Below are 13,371 nucleotides of genomic sequence, written 5' to 3'. Positions count from 1 at the left end.
CGCCTGAATCAATACGACAGCGTGGACGAAGCCCCGCCGGACAAACTCTGCTGCTTACGGAATGCGGAGGGTGACATGCCGCTGAGCTTATTGAAGATGCGGTTGAACTGTGAGAAGCTGTTGAATCCGCATTGTCCGGCAATGTCAGAGATCTTCTGACGGGTATGCAGCAGCAATTGCTGGGCTTTGCGGACGCGGGTCATCTGAATGTATTCCGTCAGAGTGAAGCCGGTAACGGTTTTGAACTGATGGGACAGGTAATAAGGGCTGATATAGAATTCCTTGGAGATAGAATCCAGGGACAGCTCGCTGCTGTAATGGCTGTGGATACGGGCAGTGATCGAATAGATTTTTTGCATCATCGCGTTTCCGATCTCCTCCAGCACATAAGCATTCTGGCCGCACTGCTGGGATAGGCTGCACAGAAATTGCTGGAACAGGCTGTGTATCAGCACCGGATTCAGCGGCGAGTCGTTGTGAGACAAGGTGAAAATGGCATTCAGCGGCTCGAACACGGCACTGCGCGGAACGCCTGTGAACCGGTAGATCGGAACCTCCCCGGCGAACGGTTGCAGCATGGTATGGTAAGCGGCCTCAAGTCCGGGGATATTCCCGGGCATGTTGAAGTTGATGATCAGCCGCTTATGCGGCGGCCCTGCGGGATACTGGGTCATATGCAGCCGGTACGGGGCGAGCAGAACAATATCATATTGCTGCAGGGCATGAACATTACCCTCAATAATATGCGTGGCGCTGGAATCGAGCAGTATGTGGATCTCATAAAAAGCATGATCATGCTGAAACTCCATATTAATGTCGTGGGACCGCTGATCGTAGTCAAAATAATAAAACAGCGGATCAGCCGGAGTATTCATACGGACGCTATATCCTTGCTCATACAACAGGTCGCTTTCAAGCATAACCTCTCTCCTCACCGTTGCCGTTATCCCAAAAGATGTAACTGCGTACTACTTACCAATTACCTGTATATTATAGGCCCGAAAAAGCAAGATATGCAATGTACAGGGCGAAATACAGCAAAAGTAAGGTAGTTTTTGAGGCGGAGGGTTTGCTATAGTGATGATATGAAAGCGGATACAAGGAGTGATGAGATGTTATTCACAGAAGAAAAGCTGATCAAGCGCCAGGCCGAGGTGGACAAATACAGATACCTTAGGGTTCTTGAGCTTACAGAGTTTGCGTTCGCGGAGGATGAGGAAGGGGCTAACGGCGTATACCCGGAGGCCGTCTCCTTTGATGGCATAATCAGACTTCAGGAGCATTGGCGCGGGCGGGACCGTTATGTCTGGCTGCGTACAGTGATCGTAATGCCCCAGAGTCAGGCAGGCTTCAGAATCGCCGGCAGATTTGACTTCGGGAAGACCGGGGACTTCAATAACTCCGGCTTTGAATCGCTGCTGTTCGTGAACGGATCGCCTTACCAGGGCGTAGATAATAACCATAGAGAGGTGATCTTCGGTGATGAATGGGGCGGGCAGACGGTAGAGCTGGTCTTCCGGCTGTGGTCGGGGCTTGAAGGCGGCGGGCGTCCCAAGATTCAGGATCACCGGATCAGCGAAGCCTTCATCGGCTACCTGGACGAGAGAATTGACGATCTGTTCTATATGTCGAAGGCCGCGCTGGATGCCTTCCGTTACCTGGGCAGAGACCAGCCGGAGAAGCAGTGGCTCAAAAAAGCGCTGAACGACGCCTTCCGCCTGATCGACTGGTCGGAGCCCGGCTCGCCGGAGCATATCACCTCGCTGTACGAGGCAGGCTCCAGTCTGAATCAGGCGGTAGAGGTTATGCCGCAGACTTTTGACGTAACGCTTACGGCTGTAGGCCATACCCATATTGATGTTGCTTGGCTATGGCGGCTCAAACATACCCGTGAGAAGACTGCCCGCTCCTTCTCCACCGTTCTGCGGCTGATGGAGGAATTCCCGGAGTACCAGTTCCTGCAGACACAGCCGCAGCTATACGCCTACCTGGAGCAGGATTATCCTGAGCTGTTCGGGCGGATCTCGGAGAAGGTGAAGGAGGGACGCTGGGAGGCGGAAGGTGCAATGTGGCTGGAGGCCGATTGTAACATCCCGTCCGGTGAGTCGCTGGTCCGCCAGATCATGACGGGCAAACACTATCTCCGTGAACAATTCGGAGTCGAGAGCAAATACCTCTGGCTGCCGGATGTATTCGGGTATAGCTGGGCGCTGCCGCAGATTCTCCGCAAATCGGGCATTGATACCTTCATGACCACCAAAATCAGCTGGAACCAGTTCAACCGGATGCCGCATGACACCTTCTGGTGGCGGGGGATGGACGGCTCGGAGGTGCTCACGCATTTCATCACCACCTCAGAGAAGGACGGGGCTGAATATACGTATAACGGCCGGATGACGGCGGCGCTGCTGCGCGGGATCTGGAATTCCTATCAGGACAAGGAGATCAATGATCACCTGATGTTTGCCTACGGCTGGGGCGATGGGGGCGGAGGACCTACACGGGAGATGCTGGAGCTTCGCCGGCGCTTCAACAAGCTTCCGGGCATTCCGAAGATTGAGACGGGCAGTGCCGGGGACTATTTCACCGGACTGCATGAACGGATCGGGAATGCAGAGGCATTCGTGCATACCTGGAATGGCGAGTTGTATTTCGAATGCCACAGGGGAACGTATACCTCGCAAGCCCGCAACAAGAAGTACAACCGCCGCCTGGAGCTGCTGCTGCGTGATGCGGAGTGGCTGTATACGCTGACCGGGGTAAGTCGGGGGAATCTGCAATCGGTATATCCTGCGGCTGAACTGGCGGGAATCTGGGAGATTCTGCTGCGCAATCAGTTCCATGACATCATCCCCGGCTCGTCCATCCAGGAGGTCTACGAGGACAGCGACCTTGAATATGCGGAAGGAGAGACACGTTCATTGGCGCTGATTAACGGCGCGGCTGAAGGAGAGACTGGCAGCCGGGTCACCCTGCTGAACAGCTCCAACTGGAACCGTCCGCGGTATGCACTGATTCCCGCAGAGGCCGCAGACAGCGTACAGGTTCATGACGCGGACGGGAACCGGCTGATGCAGCAGCAAACGGCAGACGGCGGAGTGCTGGTGTATGTTCCGTCGGTGCCTGCACTAGGCACGGCAGTCCTGCAGGTCGTACCCGGACATGCAGAGGAGGCATCCCGGGAGGAACAGGTTCAGCCGCTTGCAGCCGTATCCGGCAACACGCTGACAACACCGCTCCTGGAGGTGGTGTGGAATGAGCAGGGCCAGTTCACTTCGATGCTTGACCGGCGGAGCGGCCGTGAGCTGCTGGCTCCAGGGCAGCGGGGCAATGTGCTTCAGGTGTTCGAAGATAAGCCGCTGGACTTTGAGGCGTGGGATATTGATATTTTTTACCAGGAAAAGATGACGGAGATCTCACAGCTGACCGGCTGTGAGCTGACCGAGAACGGTCCGCTGCGGGCTGTGCTGCGCATGAGCTGGACCTATCACCGCACAGCGGTAACCCAGGACATCCTCTTCTACCGGGATACCGCCCGGATTGATTTCCGCACAGAGCTGGACTGGCACGGACATAACCAACTGCTGAAGGTGGCCTTCCCGGTGGATATTCATGCGCTGGAAGCTACCTATGATATTCAGTTCGGCAATGTAAAGCGCCCGACTCACTGGAATACGAGCTGGGATGTTGCCCGCTTTGAAACGGTAGGCCATCAGTGGGCGGATATCAGCGAGAAGGGGTATGGCATAGCGCTGCTCAATGACTGCAAATATGGCTATGACATCAAGGATAGCGTACTGCGGCTGACGCTGCTGAAATCGGCGGTTCATCCCGATCCTGAGCAGGATCAGGGGCATCATGCCTTTACGTATGCCCTTTATCCGCATACTGGCGATTTTGTGGAAGGCGGGGTAGTCCAGGAGGCGTGGGAGCTGAATAATCCGCTGCGCACCGTTGCAGGAGAGCTGGCGGGAGCGCCGCTGCTTAATATCGGAGGCGCACATGTAATGGTGGATGCCATCAAGCGCTCGGAAGACGGCAACGATGTGGTGCTGCGGCTGCATGAATATGCCGGTTCCCGGACGCAGATCACGGTGGAGAGCGCATATTCCATTGCCTCCTGGCAGGAATGCAATCTGATGGAGGAGCCGTTCGGAGCCTGGCAGGAAGCGGAGCTGTCCTTCCAGATTAAGCCTTATGAGATCCGGACATTCAGAATGAAGCTGCGCGGGGCGCAAGCATGAGAGGGGAGCATAGCGGCATGGAAGCAGGACAGAACCTGAAGGTGTATGGAAGCACTATTAATAGAGTGGAGCTGCTCCGTAAGCTGGACCTGGTTACAGATAAGCTGATGAGGCTGAGCCGGCCGGACAACGAAACGGAATTGCAGAAGCAGGTGGAAGGAGCGGGACGGCATCGTTATTTTGCCCGTGACTTCGGGATGGAGGAATGGGATTGGCCGCAGGGGGTAGGGCTGTATGGTCTGCAAAAGCTTGACCGGCATTTCGGGGACGGCCGTTATGAGGCTTACACCAAGCCGTGGATGGCCCGTCAACTGGGGAAAGGCCTGCCCAGCCGGAACATCAATACAACCGCTCCGCTCTTATCACTGATGGAACTGGAGGAGGCCGGGGAGCTGAGTCTTGAATGGATGGATTGGCTGATGCATGGCCTGCCCCGGACACTGGAGCAAGGGTATCAGCATGTCACCACAGGTGCGGAGAAGCATGAAGTCTCACTCCATGAGAATGAGCTTTGGATCGATACGCTGTTCATGGCGATTCTGTTCACGGCCAAAATGGGAGTGAAGCATGATAACCCGCAGTGGCGGGAAGCCTCGCTGCATCAATTGCTGCTGCACATTAAATATCTGTATGACAAAAAAACCGGCCTGTTCTTCCATGGCTGGCATTGTGAGCAGCGGCATAATTTCAGCGAAGCCTTCTGGTGCCGCGGCAATAGCTGGTTCACACTCGGCCTGCCGGAATATCTGGAGCTGATGCGCCCGTATCTGGCAGAGGGGATCTTCACGTATCTCCAGCAGATCCTGCAGGCCCAGGCAGACGCCTTACTGGCTTGCCAGAGCGAGGGTGGACTGTGGCATACGCTGCTGGATGATCCGGACAGTTATACCGAGACGTCCGGCTCGGCCGCCATTGCCGCCGGTATTCTGAACGGTGTACGCACCGGAATGCTGCCGGGAGCTTATGCGGAACCGGCGCTGAGAGCGATCCAGGCTGTGCTGGATCAGATTGATGGCGAAGGCACCGTGCTTGGCGTATCGAGCGGTACTCCAATCGGTGCTGCTAAGGAGGATTACAAAGCGATTGTTATTGCCCCTATGGCCTATGGCCAGGCGATGGCGCTGGTTGCACTGGGCGAGGCTCTGCCTTACTGCTGAGGCGAAGGCGGATTTGTAGAACAGGCGGAGCGCAAGAGAAATGAGTCTGTATAAGCGGCAGCTAAGGACGGGAGAATCGTCTTCGGCTGCCACTTTTTTGTACAAGCTATAGATCTTGAGACAGGCGTATCCTATCGACAACTTGGATCCCATTCTCAAATAGCGCTTCATACACCCCGATTACACGGCTATCCGCCTCAGCGACGAAGCAATGCCCTCTTTCGGTATATTCATCAACAAGCTTCGGGGAAGGGTCCGCCGACAAAAGCAATTCTCTTGGGGGCTGTTCACCTGTAGTTAACGCTCTGATCTTCATACTATTACCTCGTTTCGCATTCACTGTTCATCCAAAGCGCCTGTGCCCCATCTGGTTTCGATCTTGTTTCTATATAAGTTCAGGATTCGAACCTCAGCCTCGCTTAGCTCTTTGAAGTTCCAGTACCTATGCATCTGATTATATTCGAAACATTCTTTAAGCTTCAGAAATAACGGGAATTTCGTAAGCATCTCAGAAGAGAGGTTATACTCCTCCTGATATCCTTCGAGCAGCGCCTTAGTAATGGATCGCTCGTAATCCCTCAGATTTCCGCCGCCCATGAAGGAGTACTCCAGTGCAGAATAGATCGGCACAACTAAATCGTATATATAGAAATGCTGTTCACAATCTTGAAAGTCAATCATGGTTAGTGCAGAGTCGCGGTCTACAAGGATATTTTCCAGCCACAGGTCACCGTGGATTAAGCCGTAATTGGTTTGATCCTGCGGCAGCTCTTTAATTTGGGCTACCACGCCGGCTGCAATCTCCCGTATGGACTTCTCTTCTACAGGAATATATTTGAGGAAATCGTATTCTTTACTTTCATACCAATGACGAATAGTTACAGTAGCTTCAGCATTCATATATCCTTTACTGACCCGGTGCATCCTGCCGATTTGTTGTCCAAGCACTCTAAATACAGCTTCATTCCACTCTGTCCGCGGCAGATGGATTCCGGGTGCAGCCTTAAATACAACGCACAGCTGTTCTTCGTCCAGGCTTAAAGGTTCAAGAAATGAACCCTTGCTCGAGGGTACAATCTCTGCGACACCTACACCTTGGTGGAATAAATAATGGGTCCACTTAAGCTCTTCTAATTGTTCTTCATAGGTCTTGTAATTTGTTATTCGGACGTAGAAGATACCCTTTCGGGAGTGACAACGGTACATTTCATTGGTTACTGCTTCAATCTTATAGAACTCTACTTGGTAGGTCTCGTTTAAAAATAACAATATTCGTTCTTCCATAAGTTAATCCCCCCATATGTTCCTCCTGCGTAATGAGCATCAACGTGTTATGGGGAAATTAGAGCCTTGCAAACGTGATGTAATCGACTGGAGCAGGCTCTGCCGAATCCATCCGAAGCGCCCGGTTAATCTGTCCCCGGTGATATTGCCCATGTAAAAGGACCTGTAACAGGATATCCCGGACGGATGTTCGGAACGGAACTCCGCTCTGGTTGGCATAATCAATCATCTTGTCCAGCCCGGATTCCTCCAGCCCTTCGATATAGATGCGGTATTGCTCAGCATTCTCTTCAAATATCTTCCGGATTGCCGTCAGGTCTTCAGCTTCCTCCCACAATGAATATTGTGCGCTGCCTTGACCCTGTAACCGGGACAGCCATACCCGCTCTGCGACTGCGATGTGCCGTACCAGCTTCAGCAGCTCTTTATTCTTCGTGTCACTCGCCTCCAGCGCGTCCAAGATCCGGCCGTCCGCCCAGTACAGGTGATCCAGCATGGACTTTATCGTTTTCATTTCGTTTCCTCCTCTTTATGTTCGAATTCCCCAATCTCCGGCAACATCATATCCGAGCGAAGCATCCTATCGTTATGCTCAAAACGCACGATTTCATCTGCAAATATAGTAGTTAAAAATGCAGCTTCCTTCCTAGAATATAGTTACTACAGGATCACCCTCTGAGTTGATTGGAACAAGGGCTTCGCTAGGCAGAAATGCTACATTGCGAGGCACAGCACCCCTATTAAAAACGGCCTCCACGAATGCGGCTGCAGCTTCTGCAGTAACGTCATGAATTGGAGCTGCATGGTTATCACCAGAATGAAGCGGGATGTCTCTTGCCGAAGCAGTAAAACCGGAACCGATGACACACTGTTATCACGGCGTATCAGGTGAAAACTGGGATCAAGAAGGATCACAGCCTTGATCCGATTATCGTGCTTGGCGACTTCGAGAACAGCTGCACCCCCAAGTGAATGCCCCATTGCAGCAACCTTACCTATATCGAACAGGCCTGCAAGCTCTGAGTCGGAGCGGTTAAGCGTATCCATATATTCCAGAACGGCGGTTATTAAGTGGGCGCGGCTTTCCAGGAGACGGGACCAGCCAGCATAGTCATTGCTTGCTAATTCTGCTATTGCTGCCGCTTGCTTGATCGTGCCGCCGTCTGGAAATACGGTGAACACGGACTCATGCGGAGCACTGATAGTAACAACCATAAATCCTCTGGGGATTAGCTTAGCAATGATCCCAAGATACATATCGCGTTCCACACCGAAGCCAGGCGATATAAGGATGACGGGGTATCCTCCCTTTTTTATAGTCAACGACTCACTTGTTGTTATAACACTGGTAATATTCAGGTTGTCAAGATTAACGCCCATCTCCGTTAAGACCGCAGCGGCCTCCGCCTGGCAGGGTGCGTATAAGTCTATACCACTGACAGAGGCTCCCCCGGAGGCTGGATAAAAAACACTAATTACAAATCTGGGGTTGCCCTCCAGAACTCTTATGGTCCTCCCGATCATTTCAACACTCCTTAAACCAGCTCTTTTGAGCAAAATCAATTTCCAATCGGGTATTCCCAGTTAGCTTTTTTGAGAGATTTCTTTGGTCAAATAATAGTGAGAGTAGCCGCCAGCGTTATGTATCGTTCCAAATACCTCGAAGCCTTGCTTCAGGTAGAAGTCCAATGCCTGAAAGCTCAAGGTGTCTAATTTGATGAAATCACATTTTTTCTCCTTAGCCATTGTTTCAGCTGCTGAGAGCAGTTTCTTACCGTATCCGAATGTCCGGCAGGCCTCTTCCACAAAAAGATAGTGCACCTCTAACCAGTTCCAACATATCTCACCGACCAATCCGCCGTAAATATGTCCAGCCGTATCTTGTAATAGCAGGTTCACTTCCTGGTATCTGCCCTTCAACTCATCAGGGAAATGCTTGAGATTAAATTCAATCATCTTGTTGGTCACATAAGACTTGTGGTGGTCTGTCTCCGGCCCGTTAACGATCTGCAATTCCATTGGCAACACTCCTTCAAGCAAGCAATGTAATAACTTAATTGTACCATTGAATTCCAGTATCAAGCTGTAAAAAACATCTAAACTTAAGCTATCCTGTCTCTTCGCCTTATCCTAGAGGAGCCGGGTAAAAGATTTGCTTGAAGCATCCGGGAGCATGAAGTATACTATTCTCGGGAAGGTTAAGCGCTTACCCTCTGAGGAGGATAAGCGAACATGGTAAATCCGATTGTAGTTGGCATTATCGGCGCGGGAAGAATCGGGCGCCTGCACGCGGATAATCTGCGTGCGATGCCGTCGTTCAAGCTGAAGTCCATTGCAGAAGCAATGATGAGTGATGAATTGCTGGCCTGGGCGGAGAGCCGGGGGCTTGGCTCTGTTTTTGCAGCGGGTGAAGATATTCTGAATGACTCCGAGATTGAAGCGGTGTTCATCTGTACACCGACGGATACACACGCTTCGTGGATTGAGCGGGCTGCGCTTGCCGGGAAGCATATATTCTGTGAGAAGCCGATCAGTCTGTCATCGGAAGAGACCCTTCGGGCATTACAGATTGCAGAGGAAGCAGGCGTGCTGCTTCAGGTCGGCTTCAACCGCCGGATGGACCCCAGCTTCCGTAAGCTGAAGCAGCTGGTTGAGTCCGGGGAGCTGGGCAGCCCGCATATTGTGAAGATCACCTCGCGTGATCCGCAGCCTCCCGGTGAGTCTTATGTGCGCTCTTCGGGCGGCATGTTCATGGATATGACGATTCACGATTTCGATATGGCCCGCTACCTGATGGACGGGGAAGTGGCTGAGGTCTACACCCGGGGGGCGAACCTGATTGATCCAATGTTCGGCCGCTGCGGGGATGTGGACACAGCCGTCATCACACTGACCTTCGAGAGCGGAGCAATCTGCGTGATTGATAACAGCCGCAAGGCTGTCTACGGCTATGACCAGCGGGTGGAGGTATTCGGCACGCTCGGTTCGGCGACTGCCGACAATTGCCGTCCGACGACAGTGGAGGTGTCCACCGCTACTTCGGTTACCCGCGACCAGCCGGAGCATTTCTTCCTGGAGCGCTATAATCGGGCGTTCATGGATGAGATTGCCGCGTTTGCCCGTTCGGTACGGCTGCAGGAGCCGCTGATCTGCAGCGGCCGCGACGGTCAAGCAGCACAGCTGATAGCCGAAGCAGCCAGAGCATCCTATGTGAGCGGGCTTCCGGTCAAGCTGTCTGCTGCAGGAGCGGGACTATCGGAGATGCAAGCCTTGTAAGCGGATGCAAACCTTGAAGACAGAGGAGGATGAGGAAGATGTCCGAACTAATCATTAAGGCTGGAGCGCCAGACCAGGATGGACTTGTGGCTGCGGTCAGCCCGGAGAGTGCCGGGTGGAAGTATGTAGGATTTGAGGTGTACCAATTGCAGGCCGGGGATACACTGGACCGCAGGGCAGAAGGGAACGAGGTCTGTCTGGTACTGCTTGCGGGCAAGGCGGATATCCGGGTGGATGGCGAGCTGTTCGCGGGTATCGGCGGGCGTATGTCGGTCTTTGAAGACATGGCACCATACGCTGTGTATGTTCCGGCGGGAGCGAATTACAAGGTTACAGCACTGACAGAGCTGGAGCTTGCAGCCTGTCTTGCTCCGGGAACGGGCAAATACCCGGCCCGGCTGATTACGCCATCCGATGCGGTTGCAGAGGATCGGGGGTATGGCAGTATGTCGCGCAGGGTCGTTAATATCCTGCCTGAGCAGAGTGTAGCTGAGAGTCTGCTGGTGGTGGAGGTGCGCACGGGCGGCGGCAACTGGTCCAGCTATCCGCCGCATAAGCATGACCGCGATAATCTGCCGGAGGAATCCTATCTGGAGGAAACCTACTATCACAGGGTGAATCCCGCCCATGGCTTTGTGGTGCAGCGGGTCTACAATGACGACCGCAGCCTAGACGAGACTCTGGCTGTAACCGACCGGAGCATCGTGCTTGTTCCGGAAGGGTATCACCCCGTCTCTGCGCCGCCGGGTTATGATTCGTATTATCTTAACGTGATGGCGGGTCCGGTCCGCACCTGGGTATTCCATAATGATCCAGATCATGAATGGCTGTTCAAGTCGGGGCAGGGCGCGGCTGCTGTGGAAGATTGAACGGAGTCCGGGAGGGAAGATTAAGCGGAGTCCGGGAGGGGAAATTGAACGGAGCCCGCGAGGCAAGTTAATAGATTAATCTGGGGCTTCCGCGTAGCGGGGGCCTTTTGATGCGGGGATAAGCAAATTATAGATAAGCTCAGCGGTTCACATCCGAAGAAGTGCCGGGGCGGCTTGATCGAGCGGTGATACTCTGGGAGCGAAATAGTGAATAGTGAAATAGTGAAATGCTGAAATACAGTGGTTATTGCAATTTGTGTTCATAGATAGCCAGCCGGGTGCATGGAAGAGATGTTGCAGAGAATACAAGAATAGTCTTGCTATGATCGCATAGTGAAGGTGAAATCTTGCTTTTGATGCAACAATTATGGATTAGAGCTGATTTTGGTGAAGGAATGTTGTATTCTGGTCAGGATTTTAATCTGGACAGGATTTCAATAAGGAGGAAGCCGAATGCAGAACAAGGAAGCCGAATGCAGACAAGTCTGAGTTTCTGCGGTCTCTATTTTGCGGAGGAGGCAGCATGCCTGTTAGATAGACACCGCCGGAGGACTTCCTTATAATCGAGTTATAAGAAGGCAAGAACGCAAAGGCGGGCTTAATAACGATGAAACCTACGATCTATGATGTGGCACGGGAAGCGGGAGTCTCCATCGCTACCGTGTCCAAGGTATTGAATAAGAGCGGACGGATCAGTGTCAATACGCGGGAAAAGGTAGGGCGGGTCATGGCGGAGCTGAACTATCAGCCGAGCATGGTAGCTTCCGCCCTGACCAACCGCCGGACAGGGACCATCGGGCTGATGATTCCCGATATTGCCAATCCTTTTTTTGCTGAGACAGCCCGTGGTATCGAGGATTATGCCCAGGAACAGGGCAGTGACTTAATCGTGTGCAGTACGGACCGCAGTGATGAGAAGGCCGCACGGTATATCTCGCTGCTGCTGCGCAAACGGGTGGACGGCCTGATCATTGCTTCCCATCCCGGGAATCCTGAGCTGATTCGTGGGATGGTGGCCGATCATGTGCCGCTCGTGCTGTTCTCAGCAGATATCCGCAGCTTGGAGAGCAACAGTGTCACGGTGGATGATTATAAAGGCGGCTATCAGGCAACAGAATATTTACTGTCCCTCGGCCACCGTAGGCTGGGGATAATCTCCGACAATCTGCCGGGGAGCAAGCTGCGTGTGGAAGGTTTCCTTGATGCGCTGAAGGCGGGGGGAATTGCTTGTGACAATCCGGCGAATATGATACACACCTCGGCTACGCTGGAGAACGGGCGGACAGCAGCAGCAGAGATGCTGAATCAGGCCACAGAAATCCGCCCTACAGCCATCTTTGCCTGCAATGACCTGCTGGCGATCGGGGTGCTCAAGGAGGCGCGCAGTGCCGGCCTGTCCATTCCCCGCGACCTGTCTGTAGTAGGCTTCGACAATACGGTGCTGGCAGAAATCTGCCATCCCACATTAACCAGTATCGCCCAGCCTTTGCGCGAGATGACAGAGCAGGCGATGATTCTGCTGAATGAATCGATCAGTAATCCGGCCAGCCCCAAGCGGAAGATTATGCTGATGCCGGAACTGGTAATCCGCCATTCTACAGGCCCGGTTCCGCAATAAGGAATTCATAGGCTGGGCAGCACCCGTGAGACCCTCAAGCAGAAACAGCGCGCCGTCCTTCAACAATACGGCCTCCGTTTCAGCGAGAAGGATAAGAAATATTTATTGCGCGAAGCATATAAATTCTATATTTCAAGGATAGACCCCACTTTGTGGGGTCTTTTGCTGAAACGGAGGCCAAAGATGCCCAGAGGGGGCTGGATAGTCTGGAAGTGAGAGTAATCAGGAATTAGTTGGATTTTCTCCACTTGCTGATGAACGAATGGACGCTGCCAAAACAGTAGTTGGATAAATGACACTTAAATTAGCATAAAATCCCCAAAGTAGAGAAACTGCCGCCAGTAGATGCTATTTATCCACTTGTTTCGGTCCATCTCTCGAAAATCGGCGGATTAAGATACATTTTTCCACTTGTTTACTGGGAGAGCCGGAATCCCCCGGTGTTCTCTCGTCGTCCCGGCGTTCCCAGCTTCTCCCCCTGGCGCTTCTCCCCAGAGTCTCATCAACCTATCCTTCAACGTTCTCTCAATTCCGCTCAGCATCCTCCCATTAACTGAAATAACCCTGTCCTTTCAAAAGAGGATAACGGTTCAGTGGTGTGCAATTTCCAAGGTTGTTATCGCTTTCAAATTGAGGATTGCCAAATGCCTTGTTCTAATCTATACTAAAGAGGAAAATTAGGTTAAGCGCTTACCCTCCCCCCGAAAAGAAAATAACTTTCTGAGAAAGATCAACTGGCCAATTATTCAACTATTCAATCGACAACCAAACAAACAAAAAAACAACCAAACAAACAACCAAACAAACAACCAAACAAACAACCAACCAAACAACCAACCAAACAAACAACCAAACAAACAATCAACTAACCAACCAACACTCGGTCAGTTATTCAACGACCGTATTCCCTAAGCTCGATCAAG

10 protein-coding genes are annotated in these 13,371 nt (G+C 52.5%); 5 read left to right on the top strand and 5 right to left on the bottom strand.

Annotation, left to right across the window (positions count from 1 at the left end; all coding sequences use genetic code 11):
- Positions 1-8: 8 nt before the first annotated feature.
- On the bottom strand, positions 9-920 hold the full coding sequence (locus MKX70_RS31205; RefSeq protein WP_042233773.1) for a helix-turn-helix transcriptional regulator: 912 nt from the start codon (positions 918-920) through the stop codon (positions 9-11).
- A 192-nt stretch (positions 921-1,112) separates the two neighbouring features.
- On the opposite strand from MKX70_RS31205, the gene MKX70_RS31200 reads away from it, so the two are divergent.
- Positions 1,113-4,244 carry an alpha-mannosidase gene (locus MKX70_RS31200; RefSeq protein ID WP_340841496.1) on the top strand — a complete coding sequence of 1,044 codons (3,132 nt, stop codon included), beginning with the start codon at positions 1,113-1,115 and terminating at the stop codon, positions 4,242-4,244.
- A gap of 17 nt (positions 4,245-4,261) precedes the next feature.
- Complete coding sequence (locus MKX70_RS31195; RefSeq protein ID WP_042233777.1) at positions 4,262-5,401, top strand: glycoside hydrolase family 88/105 protein; 1,140 nt, start codon at positions 4,262-4,264, stop codon at positions 5,399-5,401.
- Positions 5,402-5,737: 336 nt separating this feature from the next.
- Here the strand turns inward: MKX70_RS31195 and MKX70_RS31190 are convergent, their stop codons facing one another.
- The 4 genes from MKX70_RS31190 to MKX70_RS31175 form a co-directional block, all read right to left on the bottom strand.
- Positions 5,738-6,685 (bottom strand): phosphotransferase enzyme family protein, encoded by a 948-nt coding sequence (locus MKX70_RS31190; RefSeq protein ID WP_042233780.1) that lies wholly within the window; start codon positions 6,683-6,685, stop codon positions 5,738-5,740.
- 58 nt (positions 6,686-6,743) lie between these two features.
- Positions 6,744-7,199 (bottom strand): DinB family protein, encoded by a 456-nt coding sequence (locus MKX70_RS31185; RefSeq protein WP_042233782.1) that lies wholly within the window; start codon positions 7,197-7,199, stop codon positions 6,744-6,746.
- A 200-nt stretch (positions 7,200-7,399) separates the two neighbouring features.
- Positions 7,400-8,209 (bottom strand): alpha/beta hydrolase family protein, encoded by an 810-nt coding sequence (locus MKX70_RS31180; RefSeq protein ID WP_340841495.1) that lies wholly within the window; start codon positions 8,207-8,209, stop codon positions 7,400-7,402.
- A gap of 60 nt (positions 8,210-8,269) precedes the next feature.
- Positions 8,270-8,704, bottom strand: a complete 435-nt coding sequence (locus MKX70_RS31175) for a GNAT family N-acetyltransferase (protein ID WP_340841494.1) — start codon at positions 8,702-8,704, stop codon at positions 8,270-8,272.
- A 213-nt stretch (positions 8,705-8,917) separates the two neighbouring features.
- Here MKX70_RS31175 and iolG point away from each other — a divergent pair, with 213 nt between their 5' ends.
- From iolG to MKX70_RS31160, 3 genes are all read left to right on the top strand, one after another.
- Positions 8,918-9,961 (top strand): inositol 2-dehydrogenase, encoded by a 1,044-nt coding sequence (gene iolG / locus MKX70_RS31170; protein ID WP_042233790.1) that lies wholly within the window; start codon positions 8,918-8,920, stop codon positions 9,959-9,961.
- A gap of 38 nt (positions 9,962-9,999) precedes the next feature.
- Positions 10,000-10,830 carry a 5-deoxy-glucuronate isomerase gene (gene iolB, locus MKX70_RS31165; RefSeq protein ID WP_042233792.1) on the top strand — a complete coding sequence of 277 codons (831 nt, stop codon included), beginning with the start codon at positions 10,000-10,002 and terminating at the stop codon, positions 10,828-10,830.
- 607 nt (positions 10,831-11,437) lie between these two features.
- A complete protein-coding gene (locus tag MKX70_RS31160) occupies positions 11,438-12,448 on the top strand; it encodes a LacI family DNA-binding transcriptional regulator (protein WP_042233795.1) in 1,011 nt (336 codons plus the stop codon).
- Positions 12,449-13,371 lie beyond the last annotated feature (923 nt).

Origin of the sequence: Paenibacillus sp. FSL R7-0312 (assembly GCF_038004445.1) — a bacterium.
Classification (GTDB): Bacteria; Bacillota; Bacilli; order Paenibacillales; family Paenibacillaceae; genus Paenibacillus_AQ.
Note: the sequence above shows the minus strand (reverse complement) of the source record. Positions and strands in the feature narration are given on the sequence as shown.

What these genes read in the sequence shown, in the direction of transcription:
- iolB (WP_042233792.1), top strand. Translation starts at nt 10,000, where the DNA reads ATGTCCGAACTAATCATTAAGGCTGGAGCGCCAGACCAGGATGGACTT.
- MKX70_RS31185 (WP_042233782.1), bottom strand. Translation starts at nt 7,199, where the DNA reads ATGAAAACGATAAAGTCCATGCTGGATCACCTGTACTGGGCGGACGGC.
- MKX70_RS31160 (WP_042233795.1), top strand. Translation starts at nt 11,438, where the DNA reads ATGAAACCTACGATCTATGATGTGGCACGGGAAGCGGGAGTCTCCATC.
- MKX70_RS31190 (WP_042233780.1), bottom strand. Translation starts at nt 6,685, where the DNA reads ATGGAAGAACGAATATTGTTATTTTTAAACGAGACCTACCAAGTAGAG.
- MKX70_RS31200 (WP_340841496.1), top strand. Translation starts at nt 1,113, where the DNA reads ATGTTATTCACAGAAGAAAAGCTGATCAAGCGCCAGGCCGAGGTGGAC.
- MKX70_RS31205 (WP_042233773.1), bottom strand. Translation starts at nt 920, where the DNA reads ATGCTTGAAAGCGACCTGTTGTATGAGCAAGGATATAGCGTCCGTATG.
- MKX70_RS31180 (WP_340841495.1), bottom strand. Translation starts at nt 8,209, where the DNA reads ATGATCGGGAGGACCATAAGAGTTCTGGAGGGCAACCCCAGATTTGTA.
- MKX70_RS31195 (WP_042233777.1), top strand. Translation starts at nt 4,262, where the DNA reads ATGGAAGCAGGACAGAACCTGAAGGTGTATGGAAGCACTATTAATAGA.
- MKX70_RS31175 (WP_340841494.1), bottom strand. Translation starts at nt 8,704, where the DNA reads ATGGAATTGCAGATCGTTAACGGGCCGGAGACAGACCACCACAAGTCT.
- iolG (WP_042233790.1), top strand. Translation starts at nt 8,918, where the DNA reads ATGGTAAATCCGATTGTAGTTGGCATTATCGGCGCGGGAAGAATCGGG.